Source organism: Lysinibacillus cavernae, assembly GCF_009724685.1.
GTDB classification, from domain to species: domain Bacteria; phylum Bacillota; class Bacilli; order Bacillales_A; family Planococcaceae; genus Lysinibacillus; species Lysinibacillus cavernae.
Map to the genome: position 1 here is coordinate 94,115 of NZ_WMEF01000009.1, position 21,965 is coordinate 116,079.

General features: G+C 36.1%; 20 protein-coding genes and 1 tRNA gene. 8 read left to right on the plus strand and 13 right to left on the minus strand.

Features of this window, described 5'->3' with window-relative positions; translation table 11 throughout:
* Positions 1-35: 35 nt before the first annotated feature.
* The 3 genes from GJU32_RS16815 to GJU32_RS16825 all read right to left on the minus strand — a co-directional run bounded on the left by GJU32_RS16815 (position 36) and on the right by GJU32_RS16825 (position 1,797).
* Positions 36-103 (minus strand) — tRNA-Ser (locus GJU32_RS16815).
* Between the two features lie 77 nt (positions 104-180).
* Complete coding sequence (locus GJU32_RS16820) at positions 181-816, minus strand: RNA ligase family protein (protein ID WP_155593089.1); 636 nt, start codon at positions 814-816, stop codon at positions 181-183.
* Between the two features lie 24 nt (positions 817-840).
* Positions 841-1,797, minus strand: a complete 957-nt coding sequence (locus tag GJU32_RS16825; RefSeq protein ID WP_155593090.1) for an AAA family ATPase — start codon at positions 1,795-1,797, stop codon at positions 841-843.
* Between the two features lie 535 nt (positions 1,798-2,332).
* Between GJU32_RS16825 and helD the strand changes: the two genes are divergently transcribed.
* Positions 2,333-4,636, plus strand: a complete 2,304-nt coding sequence (gene helD, locus GJU32_RS16830) for an RNA polymerase recycling motor HelD (protein ID WP_155593091.1) — start codon at positions 2,333-2,335, stop codon at positions 4,634-4,636.
* A gap of 44 nt (positions 4,637-4,680) precedes the next feature.
* On the opposite strand, the gene GJU32_RS16835 is transcribed toward helD, so the two are convergent.
* The 5 genes from GJU32_RS16835 to GJU32_RS16855 all read right to left on the minus strand — a co-directional run bounded on the left by GJU32_RS16835 (position 4,681) and on the right by GJU32_RS16855 (position 9,018).
* Positions 4,681-5,436 carry an amino acid ABC transporter ATP-binding protein gene (locus GJU32_RS16835; RefSeq protein ID WP_155593092.1) on the minus strand — a complete coding sequence of 252 codons (756 nt, stop codon included), beginning with the start codon at positions 5,434-5,436 and terminating at the stop codon, positions 4,681-4,683.
* Positions 5,437-5,449: 13 nt separating this feature from the next.
* Positions 5,450-6,151: an amino acid ABC transporter permease gene (locus tag GJU32_RS16840; protein WP_155593093.1), complete on the minus strand. Its 702-nt coding sequence runs from the start codon at positions 6,149-6,151 to the stop codon at positions 5,450-5,452.
* Positions 6,152-6,163: 12 nt separating this feature from the next.
* Positions 6,164-6,871, minus strand: coding sequence for an amino acid ABC transporter permease (locus GJU32_RS16845; RefSeq protein ID WP_155593094.1), 708 nt, complete (start codon positions 6,869-6,871; stop codon positions 6,164-6,166).
* Positions 6,872-6,953: 82 nt separating this feature from the next.
* Positions 6,954-7,817, minus strand: coding sequence for a transporter substrate-binding domain-containing protein (locus GJU32_RS16850; protein WP_155593095.1), 864 nt, complete (start codon positions 7,815-7,817; stop codon positions 6,954-6,956).
* Between the two features lie 31 nt (positions 7,818-7,848).
* Positions 7,849-9,018, minus strand: coding sequence for an acyl-CoA dehydrogenase family protein (locus GJU32_RS16855; protein ID WP_155593096.1), 1,170 nt, complete (start codon positions 9,016-9,018; stop codon positions 7,849-7,851).
* A gap of 280 nt (positions 9,019-9,298) precedes the next feature.
* On the opposite strand from GJU32_RS16855, the gene GJU32_RS16860 reads away from it, so the two are divergent.
* Positions 9,299-10,045: a hypothetical protein gene (locus tag GJU32_RS16860; protein WP_155593097.1), complete on the plus strand. Its 747-nt coding sequence runs from the start codon at positions 9,299-9,301 to the stop codon at positions 10,043-10,045.
* A 93-nt stretch (positions 10,046-10,138) separates the two neighbouring features.
* Here GJU32_RS16860 and GJU32_RS16865 read toward each other — a convergent pair whose 3' ends face one another.
* Complete coding sequence (locus GJU32_RS16865) at positions 10,139-10,513, minus strand: VOC family protein (RefSeq protein ID WP_155593098.1); 375 nt, start codon at positions 10,511-10,513, stop codon at positions 10,139-10,141.
* 227 nt (positions 10,514-10,740) lie between these two features.
* On the opposite strand from GJU32_RS16865, the gene GJU32_RS16870 reads away from it, so the two are divergent.
* On the plus strand, positions 10,741-12,690 hold the full coding sequence (locus GJU32_RS16870) for a methyl-accepting chemotaxis protein (protein WP_155593099.1): 1,950 nt from the start codon (positions 10,741-10,743) through the stop codon (positions 12,688-12,690).
* A 294-nt stretch (positions 12,691-12,984) separates the two neighbouring features.
* Entirely contained in the window at positions 12,985-14,934 is a 1,950-nt protein-coding gene (locus GJU32_RS16875) for a HAMP domain-containing methyl-accepting chemotaxis protein (RefSeq protein WP_155593100.1), read from the plus strand.
* A gap of 55 nt (positions 14,935-14,989) precedes the next feature.
* Here GJU32_RS16875 and GJU32_RS16880 read toward each other — a convergent pair whose 3' ends face one another.
* Positions 14,990-15,409: a VOC family protein gene (locus tag GJU32_RS16880; RefSeq protein WP_155593101.1), complete on the minus strand. Its 420-nt coding sequence runs from the start codon at positions 15,407-15,409 to the stop codon at positions 14,990-14,992.
* A 236-nt stretch (positions 15,410-15,645) separates the two neighbouring features.
* On the opposite strand from GJU32_RS16880, the gene guaC reads away from it, so the two are divergent.
* Together guaC and GJU32_RS16890 are read left to right on the plus strand one after the other, a co-directional pair.
* A complete protein-coding gene (guaC, locus tag GJU32_RS16885) occupies positions 15,646-16,629 on the plus strand; it encodes a GMP reductase (RefSeq protein WP_155593102.1) in 984 nt (327 codons plus the stop codon).
* A gap of 211 nt (positions 16,630-16,840) precedes the next feature.
* Positions 16,841-18,574, plus strand: a complete 1,734-nt coding sequence (locus tag GJU32_RS16890; RefSeq protein ID WP_196426727.1) for a methyl-accepting chemotaxis protein — start codon at positions 16,841-16,843, stop codon at positions 18,572-18,574.
* A 64-nt stretch (positions 18,575-18,638) separates the two neighbouring features.
* On the opposite strand, the gene GJU32_RS16895 is transcribed toward GJU32_RS16890, so the two are convergent.
* Positions 18,639-18,863 (minus strand): hypothetical protein, encoded by a 225-nt coding sequence (locus GJU32_RS16895; RefSeq protein ID WP_004233486.1) that lies wholly within the window; start codon positions 18,861-18,863, stop codon positions 18,639-18,641.
* A gap of 220 nt (positions 18,864-19,083) precedes the next feature.
* On the opposite strand from GJU32_RS16895, the gene psiE reads away from it, so the two are divergent.
* Positions 19,084-19,539 (plus strand): phosphate-starvation-inducible protein PsiE, encoded by a 456-nt coding sequence (gene psiE, locus GJU32_RS16900; RefSeq protein ID WP_155593103.1) that lies wholly within the window; start codon positions 19,084-19,086, stop codon positions 19,537-19,539.
* 24 nt (positions 19,540-19,563) lie between these two features.
* On the opposite strand, the gene GJU32_RS23445 is transcribed toward psiE, so the two are convergent.
* Together GJU32_RS23445 and GJU32_RS23450 are read right to left on the minus strand one after the other, a co-directional pair.
* Positions 19,564-20,334, minus strand: coding sequence for a GNAT family N-acetyltransferase (locus tag GJU32_RS23445; protein WP_230875073.1), 771 nt, complete (start codon positions 20,332-20,334; stop codon positions 19,564-19,566).
* Positions 20,335-20,443: 109 nt separating this feature from the next.
* On the minus strand, positions 20,444-20,851 hold the full coding sequence (locus GJU32_RS23450) for a GNAT family N-acetyltransferase (RefSeq protein WP_230875074.1): 408 nt from the start codon (positions 20,849-20,851) through the stop codon (positions 20,444-20,446).
* A gap of 100 nt (positions 20,852-20,951) precedes the next feature.
* On the opposite strand from GJU32_RS23450, the gene GJU32_RS16910 reads away from it, so the two are divergent.
* The gene (locus tag GJU32_RS16910) at positions 20,952-21,959 is read left to right on the plus strand and encodes an HAAS signaling domain-containing protein (protein WP_155593104.1); all 1,008 of its coding nucleotides are present in this window, start codon (positions 20,952-20,954) and stop codon (positions 21,957-21,959) included.
* Positions 21,960-21,965 lie beyond the last annotated feature (6 nt).

A 21,965-nucleotide genomic window follows, 5' to 3' on the forward strand; every position in this document is an offset into this window, starting at 1 on the left:
CCTACTAATGACGAGAGTTCATTTTTTATTTATAGTGAAGATGACAGGAATCGAACCTGTAATCCCTTTTCATTAGGGATATGCAGCCCATGCACACTTCCTCATATATAGTATTTTTGATCAAATTTTATAGTATTACATTTTTCTCAGTCCTTTCATTTTATCATTAATTATCTTGCTTTATTTTAAACGATTAGGAATGACTTCTTCTTGTAACCAATGTTCACTTGTTTGAACATGATGCGGTCTCACAAGTTTCCCTAAATTATATCGAAAATCATCATAATGGAATGCGTTTGCATTTCTAATGACATAACCTTCTTGCTCACCATCAAAGAGTGATTTACCAGTAAAAGTATGCTTTATTTCTTCTTCATCGAAAATACCCCGATATAAAACAGGGACCGTTTCAATACCTAACTCAGTTGCAAAAGCAACCGTCTCATCCCAACTTAAACAAACATTCTCTTCATTCCAAATACTAAACAAATAAAAGTAGCTAGTTAATGCTTTGTAATAAATTGAATGCTTAGCATAAACATTTTCTCCACATAATCGCCAATCAATTGGAATCTGATAAGCAAAACTCGCATGAAATGTTTTTACCCAATGTCTAGAAGGATGGTTGGCTGAATTGATGCTTCTGGCATGCATGTAGTCTCTATAAAGTGTTGTACCTTCCCCATCTAATTTTTCTGTCACAACTACTTCTTTTCCTATAAAATGATCTACATTTTTAGCAACCTTATCGTCATGGGTATAGCCTCTACTCCACGGTAAATGAAAGCTCCTTGGGTATTTCTTTAATTTCGTCATATCTCCACTTCCTTTCTCTATTGTTTATTTGGCAAATTGATCTGCCTCACGGAAAAAGTAAAGCCTTGTTAGTAAATCGCCATCTAACAAATGATAGATTTGGCTTCCACCTCTATCGCCCCCATACTGGATTAACATATGAAATTGCACTAAATGAACAACCTTTAAAACAAAGTCCTTTTCAAAGCCCAACGCTAATAAAAAATGACAAACCATTTGGGCAGATACATTTTCATGTCCAAAATAGCCATAGCGCTGTTGCAATGGTTTATATTTTTTACAAAATGGCTTGCCAACATCATGGAACAATGCAGCTATTTGTAGTGCCAGTTTGTCGCTTTCCATATAGTATTCATTGATATACGCAAGAACAAAATACGTATGCTGACATAATAAAAATTGATGGTATGGGTTTTCTTGATTGAATTGATAAATTTCTTTAAAAAGTGGGACTAATTGAAGTGTATGAAAAAGCTCTTCATAAGTAGGTTGGCTTTGAATAAGTGAAATAAATTGTTGTCGAGAAACTTCATAGGGACTTGATTTGTGTACAATATGCACTTCATCAAACCCTTCTCCTACAGTTGGAAATTCTAAATGCTTCCTCATTTTCTCCATCACTATTAATGGTACATGCCGCTTCCGTTGTTGGTTTCTTGCCACACAGGTTGAATAAGGTGTATCAAAGTAATAGCATTCCTTCTTAATTGTGCTTGGTAATTTGCCAAGCGCAAACATTCTTCGCTCCCGTTCAATATTTGTGGCATCTACAATGACAGAAAAACCTTTTGCCACAAAGTCATTAAGTCGCTCATATAATACACGAAAAATCACACGTGGTTTCTGCTTGGTTGCATCACCAAACAACTCCTGTCGTATAGCGTCGCTCGAGAGGACAACCGCATTTTCTCTTTTTGCAAGCTGCTTCACAAATGTACTCTTTCCACTTCCAGGCAACCCCACTGTAAAGATTACCTTCATCATTTTCACCTCCCTTCAATTTTCTATATCGTATTAAAAGAACAATCCTTAAGTCTTCAATACCAGATTACTAAAGCTGCAAGCAATTTAAAAGGAAGAATGAGGAACATCAATATATGATAATTCCTCAAATTTATTTCTGCTTCTAGTACAAATAAAAATTGCAAAATGAATAACAATTTCTTGAAAGTAGGAATAATGTTGGGCTTTCTAACATATAAAAAAGACTGCTCCACCTATTTGTGGAACAGCCTTTAACGATAAATTTTATGTTTCTTACTAATTTTATTATAGCATAAATTCATAAGTATTATTAGACTATACTTCTTTCTGAAGTAGATGTATGATAAATTTCCTGATTCAATAACCATCCTAATTCCCCTTGAGATCATTGCGTTTGATACTTTTGCTTTATTCAAAAGGTGTTTGGACAACCATTGAAAGAGAATCACAATTACCTTCATTTCACCATCTATATAGGTGAGGGTTACTGTCAAAGGAAGCGAATAACTATGGAGAGGAATGTGAGTAAACTTTGGAAAATCAAAAAGAATGGCTAGAAGAAAATCATTACCTTGAGCATTGTTTAACCATCATTGATTACAAAATCAAAGAATTACTAAGTAAAGAGAAGGGCTTCAAAGAAAATGCTGTCGCATTAAAGAAAACTTTTTGGAATGATGTCAGAGTCAATTTAGATACCGCTGAAGATGTTGACGAAACGTTTTTTGCGATTAAGCAACAGGTAGAACTTCTATCCGATTCAGAGCTTGCACAGCAACGCGCAATTCGAAATGTGAAGGTTTATGAACGTTTACAGCAATCACCCTATTTCGCTCGAATTGACTTTTTACAAAACGGTCATAAAGAACCTTTTAAAATTTATATAGGTGTTGCCACATTATTGGATGCAAAGGATGAAAATATAGTCATTTATGACTGGCGAGCACCTATATCAAGTATGTATTATGATTACACTCCTGGCGATTCCTCTTATGAAACAACAGCAGAAGAAATTCACGGTGAAATGCTACTAAAACGGCAATTTATAATTAAAAATGGTCAACTACAATCCATGTTTAATACAGGTCTTACAATTGGTGATGATTTATTGCTTGATATCCTCGCACAAAATGCAAATGAGCATATTCGCAGTATCGTTGCAACGATTCAAGGTGAACAAAATAAGATTATTCGCCATATTAACTCACGATACCTCATAGTAGAAGGTGTTGCAGGTAGTGGTAAAACAGCTGTTGCTCTACAACGCGTAGCCTATCTATTGTATCGCTATCGCAATGAAATGACTGCCGATCAAATTTTATTGATCACACCGAATCAACTTTTTAATCAATATGTCCATACGGTCTTACCTGATCTAGGTGAAGATAATATGCAGCAATTAACTTTTATAGAGTATGCTGAAAAGCGACTAGGTCGACAGTTCCAATTGGAATATCCTTATGAGCAACTCGAAGATCTTTTAACTGAAAAGGATGATGACCTTTATCTAACTAAGTTAAATAGCATTTCTTTCAAAGCCAGTCTAGCTTACAAACAATTGTTGGACCAATATATAAGTCATTTATCCAAGGAAGGTTTGTTATTTAAAAATATTGTTTTTCGTGGAGATCGAATTATTACTGCACTGGAAATTACAGAGTACTTCTATTCTTTCCCTTCTACCATGTCGATACCGAACCGACTACAGTTAGTAAAAGAATGGCTATTGCAACAACTAACGAAATTTGAAAGGGCAGAACGCACAAAGTCATGGGTAGAAGAAGCGACTGAGCTATTAGACAAGGAAGACTACTCCAAGTCTTACAGCGAGCTTTTATATGAGGGACGCTATACAGAAAACTCATTCGATGATTTTGATCAAGAACAGAAAAAATTAGCGAGACAACTTGTAAAAAAACACTTTAAACCATTACGTAACTCTGTTAGTCAGTTAAAGTTTGTTCATATAATGGGTACGTATCGTCAACTCTTTGATCTGAATAGTGCTATTTATAATGAAATGCAACACCTTATGCCCGACAATTGGGAGGATATTTGCGAGCAAACACTCCCTAATTTAGCAAAACGTCTGATTGCTTATGAGGATGCAGCGCCATTTTTATATTTACAGGACAAAATTGAAGGGCAACAGACAAATACAATGATCCGTCATGTCCTAATTGACGAGGCACAAGATTATTCACCATTCCAGCTGACCGTATTACAGCATTTATTTCCAAAAGCACGTATGACGATTTTAGGAGATGGGCATCAAACAATTCATCCGCACACCTTTGATAACCCTTCCCTGCTGGACCCTCAATTATATGGCGAGCATGCAGAAAAAATGATTATAACGAAAAGCTATCGTTCGACAAAACAAATCATTCAACTCACTGCGAAAATTTTGAATAACGGTAGTGTGGTAGAGGCATTTAACCGCAATGGTCCAGAACCATCGATTACCATTGTGCCGAATGCAGTGGAATTAATTGATCAAATTATTCAAAGCATCAACAATCTATCTGCCAAATTTGAAACAATTGCTGTCATTTGTAAAACTGCAGCTGAATGCTCCGCTGTATTTGAACAATTAGGCGATCAAATAGATATTCAACTAATTACCCACAACACCAAGCAATTTAAAAAGGGCATATTATTACTTCCAGCTTATATGGCAAAAGGCATCGAATTTGATGCTGTACTCATTTACAATGCATCCGCTGCTAATTACTCAAGGGAAAGCGAACGTAACTATTTCTATACAGCCTGCACAAGAGCTATGCACGAGTTGCACATATACTCCATTAACAAATTAACTTATTTCCTTCAATAATAGGCAACAGGAGAATCTGTACGTTACAGATCCTCCTGTTATTTTTATATATAGAACGTGTAATCTTCTGGGATTACACGTTTTAAAAATTTCTTTGTGCGCTCCTCTTTTGGGCTTACGAAAATATCGTGAGGGCTACCTTCCTCTACAACAACGCCTCCATCCATGAAAATAACACGATTGGCAACATCTTTGGCAAAGCCCATTTCATGTGTCACTACAAGCATCGTTGTACCCTCAGCTGCAATATTTTTCATGACTTGCAGTACCTCACCTACTAATTCAGGATCGAGTGCAGACGTTGGTTCATCAAATAAAATAATATCAGGATTCAACGCTACTGCACGTGCAATGCCTACTCGTTGCTGCTGACCACCCGACAACTGACTTGGATAGGCATCATATTTTTCTGATAAGCCTACTTTATCAAGTGCCTTTTTACCAATCTCCACTGCCTGTGCTTTAGGAATTTTACGTCCAATAATTAACCCTTCCGTGACATTTTCTAACGCCGTTTTATTTGTGAAAAGATTATAATTTTGGAAGACAAATGCGACACGCTGGCGAATCGCATGTACGTCTTTTTTCTTTACATGTTGAAAATCGACTTGAATATCACCGAATGTCGCATGCCCTTGATCAGCATTTTCTAAAAAATTGATACAACGTAATAATGTTGTTTTCCCTGAACCACTAGGACCTAAAATAACAACAACGTCACCTTTATCAATCGCTAAATCAACGCCCTTTAAAATTTCATTGCCACCAAATGATTTATGAATATTTTTAATTTCTAACATGCTCGTTCACCCCTTAGGCATTTGCCACTTTGTATTTGCTTAAATATTTTTCATATCGCTTAAATAAGTATTCAACTGTGCTACATAAAATTAAGTACACGATAAAGATATCCAGATAGGCTTCCACGTAATTGTAGCCAACGTTCGCTGCTACTTTTGCCTTCAACGTAATTTCAGGTAGAGACATTGCGTAACCTAAAGAGGTAGCTTTAATGAGATTAACCGTAGCTGTACAAATATTTGGCAGTGCAACTACTAATGCTTGCGGAATGATGATGCGAGTATATGCTTGGAACGTTGTCAAGCCTACTGAATGTGCTGCCTCTAATTGTCCCTTTTCAATGGTACTTAACGCCGAACGAAACACCTCTATTAAGATGGCCGTTGAGCTGAATGCAAACACAATAAACGCATACCAAATTGGATTAATTTTATAAATATCAAACGCAATATGATATTTTTCAAAAATAATTTTTAATAGTAACGGGATACTACTATAGATAATAAAGATTTGTATAATGATTGGCGTTCCTCGCACGAAAGAAACATAAATTTTTGCTAGATGATGGATAACTGGAATTTTATTAATCCTAGTAAGTGCCAGCAAAAAACCAAGTGGCAGAGCTATCAACAAAGCAACAACTGTGACAAGGAGTGCGATGGGAACACCAGATAATGCCACAAAAAATGTTTCAAGTAAAAATTGATAATTCACAGTTACGCCTCCTTAAGTTGTTTCTAAGGTCTTCTTACCCTTACCAAATATTTTTTCTAATATAGTAAATATTTTTTCAATAATAATAGATAACACCCAATAAATAATAGCTAATGCAATATAAACTTCTAGGGCATGTGCATTAATATTACTTGCAATAATTAAATTGGCCTTACCGACAATATCAATTAGACCGATTGTATAAGCAAGTGCACCTTCTTGTAATAAAGCAATCATCCCATTCCCAAAGTTTGGCAAAGCAACGACAAGTGCCTGAGGGAACATAATTCGACGATAGGCCTGGAATGGTGTTAAACCCACACTAACAGCTGCTTCAAACTGCCCTTTTGGAATAGCTAAATAGGCGGATCGTATTACTTCCGACATAATTGCTGCAAACTGTAAGGTGAATGTTACGACAACGAAGATAGCGGTATCTATTGAATGGAGATTGAGACCGAAATTTTCTGCTAGTGCTGGGACACCGTAATAGACAAGAAATAATAAGACAATGGATGGTGTACAACGCATAATCGTTGTATACAGATTTGCTAATTTTTGTAACCATTTCACTGAAGATAGCTTGGCAGCCGCCAACAATAAGCCGAATAATGTGCCTAAGATAATAGAGGACCCTGCAACTAAGAACGTAATTTTTAAAAATGGTAATAACACCGGTATTGCGTTCCAAATATATGTTGCATCAAAATATTTATCCATTTCCTCACCAACTTTTATTTTTATGAATAAAGGCTGCTGAGTGTAACTGACTCAACAGCCTTATTAATTGTTACGTTTTAAACTAACGATTAACATTTTCTAGCACTTCAAATAAATCACGACCATAGAACTCCGTACTTAATTCATTTGTTTTCTTCTGTTCTTTAATTTGTGCTATAGCTTTGTCATAAGCATCAGCAAACTCTTGTTCCTTTTTATTGAACAGTGGCCATGTTTTAATGACTGCAAATTCGTTATAGACAACCTCATCTTTTAAGTTATAATAAGGCCCATCTTCTGCAAGTACTTGTTGTTTAAATGGTCCCTCAATCATGACACCACCGTCAACACGACCTTCATTTACCCACTGCACAACATCGACCGTAAATGCGTCACCAGCCTCAAGTTTTACTTTATTGTCTGGGTTTGTCGTATTATATTCATCGATAATTGTGTATTGCGCGTTGTTAGCAGCAATTGGTGCCAACGAATAGCCCTTTTTCGCAAAATCAGCTAATGTTTTCACACCCTCATCCTCTTTACGCAATACTAGTCCCGCGCTACTTAAACCTAAAAATTCCTTCGGGAAAATGAATTTTTCTGTACGCTCCTGTGTAAAGAATGCATTTTTTACCCCTACCTGATATTTCCCTTGCTCGACACCGATCAATAAATCATCACTTGTTGTCCCTACATATTCGAATTGATAATCAGGCAATAATTCATCCACTAATTTCATTACTTCTACATCATAACCTGTTGGATTTCCACTATCGTCTATATAACTAATAGGCTTTGACGCCTGATCATAGGCAACCTTTACTGTACGTACTTTTTCACCATCGCCTGAATCCTTATCGGCTGATGCTCCTGAATTACAACCCGTTAATAGTGCTATGGAAGCCAATCCAATCGCAGCAAATTGAAAAACCTTATTCTTCTTCATATAACATTTCTCCTTATTCTCCATGTAATGATCATTGATTTTTATTTAATTTTTGCTGTTCAATAGCAGCAGTTGCTAATTTAATAATAGTCATATCATCCATTGGCGGATTATGAAGACCCGCACGAACGTTGCGATAATAGCGTTGTAATGGATTGGTTAGCTGCAAGCTTTTCGCTCCAACAACACGCATTGCCTTATCAACGATATCGATGGCCATATTTGTTACTGTATGTTTAGCAACAGCCATTTCATTTGTTAAAAGTCCACGTCTAGCTGGATCATCATAAGCTTCAGCCACCCCATACAACACAAAACGCGCTTGATGAAGTTTTAATTCAATGTCTCCTAAAAGCTGTTGTACATTTGGTAATGTACTGATTGGAGCATTCAAGCTATTTGGTTGATGGTGATTGGCAAAATGGACAGCATAGTCGCGCGCAGCTTGTGCAATACCTAAGTATGTAGCTGGAATATGTAGTATCCAGCCATTTATCTTACCGCCACTTGGGTGAATTGGTAATTCTACTAAATGTTCATTCGCCACAATGACCTCTTTTAACACGAGGTCATGGCTACTTGTACCTCTCATCGCAGACATTTCCCAATTTTCTTCAATAGATAGCCCTGCTGAATCTTTATGAATGAGGAAGAAACCGATTTGTTGCTTTTCTTCAATCCAAGCAGAGGTAAGGAAATAATCTAGCACAGGTGACGCAGTCGTAAAGATTTTGCGTCCATTTAACAACCACCCATCTTTTGTAGCAACTGCGTTTGTTCCTGGTCGGCCTCCACGCGTTGGACTACCTGTTGCCGCCTCACTAACAGCTCTATTAATTATGGCACCTCTCTTTATTTCTTCAGCGAACGCTGTTAATACATCCTCGGTCCATAGTTTTGTTTCATATATTTCACCGACAACGCCTAATGTCCATCCAAGAGATAGCGAAGCATTCTCGTCATAGCTTGCTAATGTTTCCTGTACAAGGACCATATCATAGACAGATAAGCCCTCTCCGCCATATTGTTTTGGTAAAGTTAGTTGTGGATAGCCAATTTGCATAAGTAATCGATGCGCTTCGAACGGGAAACGAGATTGTTCGTCTACCTCAGCAGCCTCAGCCTTGATTGGCTCTGCAATAGCTGCTAGCTGATCTAACCAAAATCGTTGTCCCTCCGTTTTTACAAATAAATTCTTCAAGTAAATCTCCTTCTTCCTAATATATATAAATCATATAAATTTACTAAGAATTGATAGTAAAAAAAATCTCTGACCACATATTGTAGTGAGATACTATTCGGTACTGAATTTTCTGATTCGTTGACACTTATAATACTTTTCACATTTAAAAATGTCAATGGGTAAAATTCAAGTTTTTTTGTAAGTTTAATATGAATTATAATGTTTGAACTTTAACTTTCAATTTATGCACCAAGCTTTGTTTACAACATATGCTAAGACTAATGAAAGAGGTGTATAAATGACTAATAATTTACATTCGCCACAAAATGCTGGCACCTTATCTAATTTGGCTCCACAGGTGATTCAAACTAAATTTGGCGATATTAATGGCGATGGCTTTTTTGAAACTATTTTTTTAATGGGCACTAAACAGCCGGATAGTCCTTTGTGGGAGAATATAACATTAATTATTTTTTATGGGCAAACACGACAAATCGAACAAATTCCATTGAAACAAAATACGGGCTATAATCCGACCATTTTTCTAGGCGATTTCACTAGTAATCATATTGAGGATATTTTGGTTGTCTCTGATACTGGAGGTAGCGGAGGAATTATTAATGGCGAGATATTTTCCTCCATCAACAACCAAGTTCGTTCTATTTTTGATGCAGAATCATTTAATAGCAAACTTAAATATAGCGTCAATTATGTAGACCACTACAAGGCTGTTGTTCAAAGTACGAATCCCGCTATGAGATACACAATCGATTTACAATATAAGGGAGCAGAATACTTAGCAGAAATTTATAATCCAGATGGCACATTAAAACAACCCATTGAAGGTTGGGTAGATCCTTTTAGCGGACTATACCCTGTTGATTATGACCGAGATGGGACATATGAAATTTTAGCGTACCAAAAAATTGCGGGCAGATATCATGCCGATGGATTAGGCTATGTGGAAAACATTCTAAAATGGAATGGTCATGACTTTACAATAGATCGGCAAACAGTTGGCATTTTTGGAGAGGATTTATCATAGGAGACGACCTATATTAAATAAGATAAAAAAGGGAATCTGCTCATTTTCACTAGATAATTTAGCGAAAAACAAGCAGATTTCTGTCATTTATATTTATTTCTCAACTAAGGCAAAATAATTATTTTCAGGATCAGCAAAATTAAAAACCCTACCCATTGGCATCATAACTAGATCGCCTACTTTAATGCCCTTTGCCTGAAAATCTTGGTACATTTCTTCAATTTTATCAGCGTAAAACATAATAGAAGGTGTACCTAAATTTAACTCCGGCTGCATTTTGGCTATTATTTCTTTATTGTGTAACACAAACGATGTTTGAGCCTCAGTCGTTGGTGCTATTTCAATCCAACGCATTCCTGCTTCTTCCTGCTCGGCAACAACTACAAACCCCACTTTTTCTGTCCAAAACTTTACAGCCACATCCTGGTCATTAACATAGAGCATTACTTGTCCAATTTGATGAATCATGACATATTTCCCTCCTCTTTTGAGCATTAGTATACATCAAAAAGTAGCTTTATATAGCTATTAACAAAATCAATTTAGGGAAATTTCGAATAATTGATACTACTATCTATTACTAGCAATTAATTAATCTAAAGTACTTAACTTTTCTTTTATTTCTGATAGAATGAGAATTATTTACCTTCTAGGGAAAAGTATAGAATATAAAATATTATGTGAGGATAATACAAGTGAAACAACTAAGTTTAAGAAAAAAGCTTATTTTTTCGTTTTTAGCAATGCTTCTCATTCCAACACTGTTAATTGGCATTGTTTCTTACCAAAGCGCTGAAAAGCAAATATCAGAAGAACAACACGCAAGTGCAACAGAAAGTGTACGCATTCTTAATACCAATATTACGAACATGATTGAACCAAAATTAAAAGATGTGCAATACTTTTCAAAAAAATTTAGTAAAACCTACTTTCATGATGATAGCGTTTCAGAACTTAAATCATTATTAAACGAATATGTTCAGATGCACCCTGAAGTAGAACTGATTTACATTGGTACTGCTGATGGCAAATTATTTGATGAGCCTGCTCAAGAATATCCTGATGGCTTCGATCCTCGTTCAAGACCTTGGTATAAGCAGGCCTTAGATAATAATGGCGAGGTCTCAATTACTGCACCATATGTTACACAATCTACAGGTGACATTGTCATTACAATCACGCAGGCTTTACCAGATGGTTCAGGGGTAATGGCATTAGATCTTAACATTTCTACATTAAGTGACATTACGAATAATATTCGTATTGGAGAAACTGGATATGCCTCTCTCCTAGACAGCAATAAAATCTATATTGCCCAGCCAGATAAAGAAAGTGGTACTGAGGCAACAGAAAATTATATTGCAAAAATTTATGAACAAGATAGCGGTACTGTCATTGAAAGAGACCGCCATTTGCAGTTTGTTACAAATGAATTAACAGGCTGGAAGGTAATTGGCACAATGTTTACTGCGGAAGCTGCAAAGGCTGCTGCCTCAACATTGAATATAAACTTGATAATCATTGTTGTTTCAATTCTAGTTGGCGTTATTTTTATGCTCTTCATGATTAAGTCAGTTGTCAATCCCATTAATCGACTTAAACAAAGTGCGCTAAAAATTAGTGAAGGTGATTTAACCGAGTTTATTGAAATTCATTCTAAAGATGAAATCGGTCAGCTTGGTGAAGCTTTTATCTCTATGAAGGTTAGCTTGAAAAAATTAATTCGCAACGTCGATCAAAGCTCACAACATGTTCAAACATCCGCCCAAGATTTATCTGCCAATGCTGAACAAAATATTGCGACCTCAGAGCAGGTTGCTGAAGCCATGCAACAGATGGCAATCAGCACAGAAAAACAAACAACGGGTATTGATCAAAATGCTATTTCAGTTGAGGAAATAGCTAAAGGAGTTGTTGAGGTTGCAGACAGCGCCATGCAAGTATCTGACCTATCCAGTCACGCTATTCAACTAGCGGATGAAGGTGGACAATCTGTCGAGCAAACTGTTCAGCAAATGAATTCTATTTATGAATCTGTTACGCAGTCAGATACAATGATTAAAACGCTCTATGATCGTACGAAAGAAATTGGTTCCATTTTAGAAATGATTAGTGCTATTTCAGATCAAACAAATTTACTGGCACTGAATGCCGCTATTGAGGCAGCACGAGCAGGAGAGCATGGGAAAGGCTTTGCAGTAGTGGCGGATGAAGTTAGAAAATTAGCAGAACAATCCCATCAATCAGCAGAACAAATTTCTGCGCTAATTACTAGTATTCAGCAGGATACAGCTAAATCTGTACAAACAATGGTCAAGGCGTCAGCAGATGTTCAAGACGGCTTACAATTGACAGAGGAAACGAGTAAGAAATTCGCGAATATTATTGAGAGCCTACGAAATATCGCACCAAAAATGGAGGATATCTCTGCATCTGCCCAAGAAATGTCTGCAGTCGTGGAAGAAGTCTCAGCAACAGCCATTGAATTATCAGATCATGCTAAATTAAATGCTGCGGCTACAGAGGAAGTTGCTGCTTCTACAGAACAAACTCTATCGTCTATGCAGGACATTGCCTCTGCATCCAAAACGCTACTTGATATGGCGGATGAATTACAGGGCTATGTGAATCGTTTTAAATATTAAATAGTTTTATATAAATCTGAGTTCAATACAGTATTGAACTCAGATTTTTCTTTTGATAAAGATGAAAAATTACAAGTTAAGCTATTTTTCTACAAAAAGTACCGTTGTATAACTTTATTTTCCAGATTTTTCAGAAAACTATATTGATTATTATACATTTTCCTCTTAGAATCAGATTAAACATTTGAACGACTAATGTGACAAATAAAAATGAAGCTATTAGAGGCATGATCTAAAGCTTCCGTTGTTCAATTCCATTACAATTAAATACTGTCGTTTAAGGAGGAATACTGTATGAATCGAATTAGTTTAAGAAAGAAACTCATCTTTGCATTTTTAATGATACTTCTCATTCCCGCACTTTTAATCGGGTATACCTCCTTTAAAAGTACCAAAAGTCAGATTATAGAAGAGCAACAAGCAAGTGCTAAAGAAAGTGTGCGTATGCTGAATAGCAATATTACAAATACAATTGCTCCTAAAGTACATGACATTGAGTATTTTGCACAAAAACTAAATCAATCTTATTTACAAGAAAATAAAAATGTTGAATTGAAAAATCTATTTCAGGAATACATGAATACTCATCCAGAGGTTGAATTAATTTACATTGGAACTTCGGAAGGTCGAATGATTGATGAACCAGCCCACGATTATGCAAGTGATTATGATCCACGTGAACGACCTTGGTATACAGAAGCTATTGAGAATAAAGGACATGCATCCATCACTTCTCCGTATATCTCAAAATCAACAAATAATATCGTAGTTACAGTTATGCAAGCTCTTCCAGATGATTCTGGTGTAATTGCCTTAGATTTAACTATTTCTGTTCTAAGTGCTCTAACAGACGAAACGCGTATTGGAGAAACTGGTTTTGCATCCCTACTAGATAGTAATAAGCTATATATCGCACAAAAAGATAAAGAAAGCGGATCAGTAGCTACAGAAGAATATATTTCAAAAATTTACGAACAACAGGAAGGCATTATTACTGAGGGTGATCGTCATTTACGTTTTGAGACAAATGAACTTACAGGTTGGAAAGTAATCGGTACAATGTTTATCGCAGAGGCTACAGAAGCTGCTAACGCAACATTTACTATCACATTACTGATTATTGGTATTTCTATTATTGTAGGTATTATTTTTATGCTATCTATGATTAAATCCATTGTTAACCCTATTAAACGATTACAGGTGAGTGCACTAAAAATTAGCGAAGGTGATTTGACGGAGTTTATTGATATTCATACTAAAGACGAAATTGGACAGCTTGGTGAGGCATTTGTCTCGATGAAAGTTAGCTTAAAAAAGTTGATTCGCAATGTTGACCAAAGCTCACAACATGTCCAAACCTCTGCACAAGGTCTTTCGGCAAATGCTGAACAAAATATTGCTGCATCTGAACAGGTGACAGAGGCTATGCGGCAGGTAGCTATCAGTACTGAAAAACAAACAACGGGAATCGAACAAAATGCTGTTTCCATCGAGGAGATTGCAAAAGGCGTCGTAGAAGTAGCAGATAGCGCCCTACAAGTTTCAGACCTGTCTAATCAGGCTATCCAGTTAGCTGAGGAAGGTGGTCAATCTGTTGAGCAAACAGTCAATCAAATGGTTTCCATTCATGAATCTGTGACACAGTCCGATACGATGATTAAATCATTGTTTGATCGAACAAAAGAAATTGGTTCTATCATAGAAATTATTAGCGCCATTTCAGACCAAACGAACCTTCTTGCACTGAATGCTGCAATTGAAGCAGCACGAGCTGGTGAACATGGCAAAGGCTTTGCAGTCGTAGCAGATGAAGTACGCAAATTAGCAGAACAATCCCATCAATCAGCGGGGCAAATTTCTACTCTTATTACAGGAATTCAACAGGATACGGCTAAATCTGTTCAAACGATGATGCAAGCTTCATCTGACGTTCAAGAAGGTTTACAGCTATCTGCGGATACGAAAAAGAAATTTACGAGTATCGTTGAAAGTCTTCGAGAGATAGCACCGAAAATGGAAGATATATCAGCTTCGGCTCAAGAAATGTCAGCCGTTGTTGAGGAAGTGTCTGCAACAGCCATTGAACTTTCAGACCATGCAAAACTAAATGCAGCTGCCTCTGAGGAAGTTGCTGCTTCAACCGAACAAACACTGTCATCGATGCAGGAAATCGCCTCTTCTGCTAAAACGTTACTTGATATGGCAGATGAGTTACAAGGCTATGTAGATCGCTTTAATACCTAATAAAAGCCTGATGATATTAGATGTATAATATCATCAGGCTTTAAATTATGTTATTTTATTCATTTACTTCATGGCTAAATTGCCACTCAATGCCGAATTTATCTGTAAGTGAGCCGTAACATTTACTCCAAAATGTTTCTTGTAGCTCCATCGTAACTTTTCCACCATCTTTAAGCTTATCGAATGCTTTTCGCATTTGCTCGTCATCATCAGAAACAACTGCTAACGTAACATTATTCCCAACTGAGAACGGTGAGCCTGGAAATGTATCTGAGAACATAATTCTACTACCAAATACAGAAAGTCGTGTATGCATGACTAGATCTTTTGCTTCCTCTGGTAATGGGTAATCAGGATTTTGTGGTGAATCTCCAAACGTCATAATTTCAGCCTTGTCCGTATTAAAAGCATCTTCGTAAAATGTTACAGCTTCTCGACAATTCCCATTAAAAACTAAATACACCTCTACTGCCATTTCCAACACTCCCTTGTTATTTTTTGAAACAACTCTATTGTACATGGATTACAAATCATAACACAAATTATAACTAGAATAATGCATCTACAAAATAAGTTTATTACTTTGATTTTTAAATTTTTTATTTATTTTTGCAAAAGCTTTGACATTTACTCGAAAATCATGTAAATTACCAAATGGCGAACAATTTAAAACAAATATTTAAAAATATTCGTATTTTAGGAGTGTATATAATGGATAACGTATTTGACTATGAGGATATTCAACTTATTCCCGCAAAATGTATTGTAGAAAGTCGCTCAGAATGTGATACTTCTGTTACTTTAGGAGGGCATACTTTTAAACTTCCTGTAGTACCTGCAAATATGCAAACAATTATTGACGAAAATCTTGCTAAGAAACTTGCTGAAAACGGTTACTTCTATATCATGCACCGATTCCAACCAGAAACACGTATAAATTTCATTCAAGAAATGCAAGGGAATGGCTTAATTGCTTCAATCAGTGTAGGTGTGAAAGAAGAGGAATATGCATTTATCGAAGAATTAGCAGCTGCTAATTTAGTACCTGAATTTATTACAATTGATATTGCACATGGTCATTCAAATGCAGTTATTCGTATGATTCAACATATTAAGAAATACTTACCGAACAGCTTTGTCATTGCTGGTAACGTTGGAACACCAGAAGCAGTACGTGAACTTGAAAATGCTGGTGCAGATGCTACGAAAGTTGGGATTGGACCAGGTAAAGTATGTATTACAAAAGTCAAAACAGGCTTTGGTACAGGAGGCTGGCAACTAGCGGCACTACGTTGGTGTGCAAAGGCTGCTACAAAGCCAATTATTGCTGACGGTGGTATTCGTACACATGGAGATATCGCTAAATCTGTTCGTTTTGGTGCTTCAATGGTGATGATTGGTTCATTATTTGCTGGTCATGAAGAATCACCTGGTGAAACAATCAAAATCGATGGCAAAACGGTGAAGGAATACTTCGGTTCTGCTTCCGAATTCCAAAAAGGCGAACGTAAAAATGTTGAAGGTAAGAAAATGTATGTTGAGCACAAGGGAAGCATTAAAGATACATTAATCGAAATGCAACAAGACTTACAATCATCTATTTCTTATGCTGGTGGCACAAAGCTAGAAGCTATTCGAAATGTTGATTATGTTATAGTGAAAAACTCTATCTTCAACGGAGATAAAGTGTATTAATAAATCGAAATCCCAACGAAGTCATAGTGTTCTTCGTTGGGGTTTCTTACATTGAACCTACTCATCCAATTACTTTATAAGTGCCGTGAATACACGCTATTATAAAATGACATTTATTTTCTGAATTTTCTATTTTATTTGAAAACTTTATATTATAATATAACTACAAAGTATTATTTTTCTAAGCAATAGAGGAACGGAGGTTTTGTCTATGATTAAGTCAGTTCGTAATAAATTGGTAAGTCTATCTATTATTGTTATTCTAATATCAACAGTATTGGTCGGAGCAGTCAATTATTTTGTGGCCAAAAGTGAAATGGATCAGATAGGTCGCCAAAGTCTTAAAAATGGCACACTTGGCATACTTGCATTAATTGAACAATTAGATGCACAAGTTCAAAAGGGTAATTTAACTTTAGAGGAAGCTCAGGAAAGTGCAAGAACACAGATTGTTGGTAAAAAAGTTGAAGATAATAAGCGATCCATTGATAATCCTGTCAAATACGGAGATAATTTTTATTTCTATGCCTTTCAAGATAACGGTATGGTCGAAACTCATCCATCTCTCGAAGGACAAGATATTTCCGATTTACAAACAAAGGATGGACGATATTTTGTACGAGAAATGATTGAAGCAGCAAAGGCTGGTGGAGGATATGTCCTTTATGATTGGGCTCTACCCTCAAATCCTGAAGTCGTTGCGCCTAAAATTACTTATGTAGAAATGGACAAGCATTGGGGTTGGATTATCGCAGCTGGTACATACGAAATGGATTTTAATGCAGGCACTAAAAATGTTTTATTCTACACACTAGGTATGACGATGCTAGCAACCGTTATTGGCGTAGCCCTCTTCTGGTTCTTCTCGGGTCGGATGACTGCCTATATACGTAAAATCATGGTGATTACATCGGATATTGCTAAAGGCAAGCTGACTAGCGATGACATACCTGTTACCACTAAAGATGAACTAGGCATACTAGCTAATAACGTGAATGATATGAAACATAGCTTACATGAAATGGTCAACAACACAAAGGATAGTGCATCCCAGATGAGGGTTTCCTCAGAAATGCTTAGTGCCATTACAGAGGAAACTACTGCTTCTGCTGACGAAATTCATCAAGCAATCAATGACATCTCTAAAGGAGCTGTTGTGCAAGCTGAGGAAGCAGAAACGGCCATTAGTAAAGTTGAAACACTATCATCACTCATCTCAAATGCTACTGATAAATATAGTGAGATTACTGAAAATATGAATATCATCAATCAATCTCAAGAAAATGGTAGACGAAAAGTAGATGTCTTACTGCAAAATTCAAGTGAATTTACACAAGTGATAGAAGAGTTAAGAGCTAATTTTTCAAGTCTAACAAGTCAAATGAAAGAGATTCATCAAGTCGTACAAACGATTACATCCATTTCTGAGCAAACAAACCTATTAGCATTAAATGCCAGTATTGAAGCTGCACGTGCAGGTGATCATGGAAAAGGGTTTGCTGTCGTGGCAGAGGAAGTACGACATTTATCAGAAGACACTAATGAAGCTACTAATCGTGTCAGAAATTTATTGCAACGTATTGAGATCGATACTGCTAATTCGGATGCTAAAATGATAAATACCCTAAACCTTTCACAAAGCCAGGCAACGTCGATTACTGAAGTAAAAGGAGCCTTTACTTTCCTAGCTGACTCCATTCTAGACATTACAGCCCACCTTACTTCTCTGGATGAGGGTATGAATGAAATGGCAGAAAATCGCATTGTCGTAATAAATGCGATTAAGGAAATTGCAAGCGTAGCTACACAATCTGCCGCAGCTACTGAACAAATTAATGCTTCCATTGACGAACAAAAGTCAGCAGTAACATCTATCATGCACTCCTCGATGGAACTTCACACAGAAGCAGAGCGCATGTACGACTTAGTAGAACGCTTTACATGACACACGGAACTAAAGAACGATAAAAAAAGAATGCTACGAATTGTGCGTAGCATTCTTCTTATCATTATAGTTTGTTGATAACTGCGTGGATTGTTTCCTTTAGTTCTGCATCATGATCAGCAAGATCTACAAGGTTTCCTAGACGTTCACGTAGTACAGGGCGTTCAATTACTAGCTTTTCATCTAGTACTTGTACAAGTAGTTCGATAATAAGACGGTCACGAACATTTAACGCTTCTTCTAAACGTTCTGGTGTAATTTTCGCATCAGTTTTTGCAGCTTTTGCCATTCTAAAAACCCCTTTTAAATTTTTATATTCATGCACATCTATTTTAGCATACCACTAAATTATTTTGAAAACTTTCTTTCATGAAAATATACCAAAACTTTACAAAAACCCAAAAAAAGATTTACGATAAATTGTTATATTCATATCATAATATACTACTACTTGACCATATGATGATGTATTTAGGACTCGTAAAACCAATCTCGATTGGAGGAATTGCATGAATCAAAAAAATCCAACTTACTCGCAGCTCATTAAAGCTGTACCAAAATCTTTACAACTATTTCTCAATGTTTGCCTTGTGCTACTAGCTCTCATCCTATCGTTTTTACTTTTAAAGGAGCTAATTGAATTTCTGAAAATATTACTATTCGCTAAGGAAGGTGGCGATTATAAACTATTCCTTGCCAATATCCTTATTTTCTTTTTATATTTTGAGTTCATCACAATGATTATTAAATATTTTAAAGAGGATTATCATTTTCCGCTCAGATACTTTATATATATAGGTATTACAGCTATGATTCGATTAATTATCGTGGAGCACGATCATCCTCTTAACACCTTAATTTATTCATTGATTATTTTAATACTTATAATAAGCTACTTTATAATTAATATCACACCACTTGAGAGACCCACGCGATCATCCATTTTTATAAAAAAAGAGCACTAGCCTACAGGAAGAGCCATCTCTATTCTAAAATGCTGTTATACATGTAGGCTTTTCAATCACAAAGAAAAACTGCTGTAATGCCTGCAAGTATTGCTCATGACTAACTCGTATTAGACTAAGCATAAACAGCTCTTGGACCGTTACCACACCCATCACCAGTGAGGATAGCTCAGCTATATCTATCGTTACTTCTACTTCATAGCTACCACTATCTAAAATTTTGATTGCGCCATTAACAGCTTCAATAATGAATTGCTGATTATTTTCAACTAGTAAAGAATCACTGACTGTTAATTTGAATGTCAGGGTGACACCGTTGAAATTGCGTATCATTAACTCTTCAAAAAAGCCTTTCACATTCATAATACGGTACATCAGTCCAACTCCTGACACGGCACTTGCATGGTAGACACTTGGAATTAAATGATTTGTACCATTTCGTATGTCCCCTAAAAAGAAATGGGCATTTTCTTCTTGCGTATTCCACTCAATTCTATTTACCTGGTCTGCCTGACTGTTTAAAAATGTGCTTAGCTCTAACAAAGCCTGAGGGGTCTCATATATCCACTCTTTAATCACCAAATTATTCAACATAAAATTACTTTCACTCTGTTTCTTAAAAGAAAAGACGATATAGCCTTGTACAGTACCTTCCTGCTCCATTGCAATCACATAATTTTCGGCATTCTTAAAAATGGAGGATAGCTCTGATTTTGTTTTGAGAAACATCCCATGCTTTTTAGCCGCTACTCTGTGATAGCAGTCTATTAGCTGTTGTTGATCCTCAACTTTCAAATATTTGAGATGCCTTTTCGTTGGTCCCTTCGGAAAGCTTAAAGGTTCAACTAAGTATTGAGATATTTTAGGTCCGTATCCAAAACCCATTTTCTTATAAAAATCTGGTCTAAAACGGATACAAAGCAACAAAATGAACATTTTTTTCTATAAAACTGTTCAAGAAATGCTGGATTAGTTCTTTTGCAACTTTCTCTTTTTTATGTAATAAATCAACTGCAACAAGCCCCACCCCGCCAATTGGTAGCATTTTAGAGAACAGGTTCATTTGAAAGTCATGTAATCGCATACCGCCAATGAGTTTATCATCTTCCCATAACCCATAATAACCATGAGATTCGTCATTGCTCTGATTTTGCATAAAAAGATTTTTCAACTGCTCTTTTGTTGGCTGTGATCCATCCATTCTTCCAGGATAGGCGCCAACAACGATATTCACAAAAGATAAAAAGTCTTGTTCTTTTAATAATTCCCCTATAACTCTCACTATTTTCCCTCCATTTTCAAATTGTTGCATGTTGTTCATGAAGATTTCATACTAATTTTTATACCCCATAATAACATATATTACCAATGAAAAATAATGAGCCCTGAAAATGAATAAAGGAGGAATATGAATGACCTTAATTGATTCGTATATTCAAGAAGTGTCTAAAAGGCTACATAAAAATAAGCGTCAAGAGATAGAGCTTGAGCTAAAAGCTACTATTGAGGATATGTTGCCAGAGGAATATTCAGAATCTGATGTAAAAGAAGCACTAAAAAAACTCGGAAATCCCGTAGAAGTTGCTGCAAGCTATCATGATACACCTCGCTTTCTAATTGGCCCAGATGTATTTGATCATTACACAAGAACGATAAAACTAGTCATACCATGGGCGATTATCATAACCGTTGTTGTTCAAGTAATTGAAAAAATTGTGCTCTATTCAGGAGAAGAAGCACTTCTCTCAACAATTATTTCAGCATTTGCTATAATCATTGCCGCAATTATTTCTGTATTATTTCACGTATTGTTTTGGATTACCGTTATTTTTATCATCTTAGATCGATCTGGTCCTGATAAGATCCAATTACCTTTTTTGAGAGACCCTAAGCAATGGTCACCTGATGATCTAATAAAACTTAAAACGATTCCTAAAGATAAGATCATCACAATAAATGACACTATTTTTAGCCTTTTAGGGACCATTATTTTTGCTTTTGTTTATTGGAATGCCTATCGTCTCTTAGGTATTTATACAACGAATGACAATGGCAGTTTGAAATTCGTTATGCCAATCTTTAATCAAAATGTTTTACAATCGTTTGCTCCTGTAATCCTGCTATGTATTATCGTTAGTCTCGCTTTAACCTTTTTAAAATGGCGTGCTGGTCAATGGACAATGCTAATCGCCATAACCAATGCATTGCTTCAAAGTGTAGGAACTATCTTGTTTATTTTAATGGCTACGCACCAAGATTTTATTCACAGTGCCTCTATTCCATATATTGCAGCTATCACAGAAACAACCTCAGCTAAAGTTACCTTTTCTATTGATAAAATCTTGCTCGTCAGCATGATCATTGCCGTTTTGGCAAATGCATTTGATATTTATCAAGGGTTTAAAAAAGCTAAAATATAAATCCTC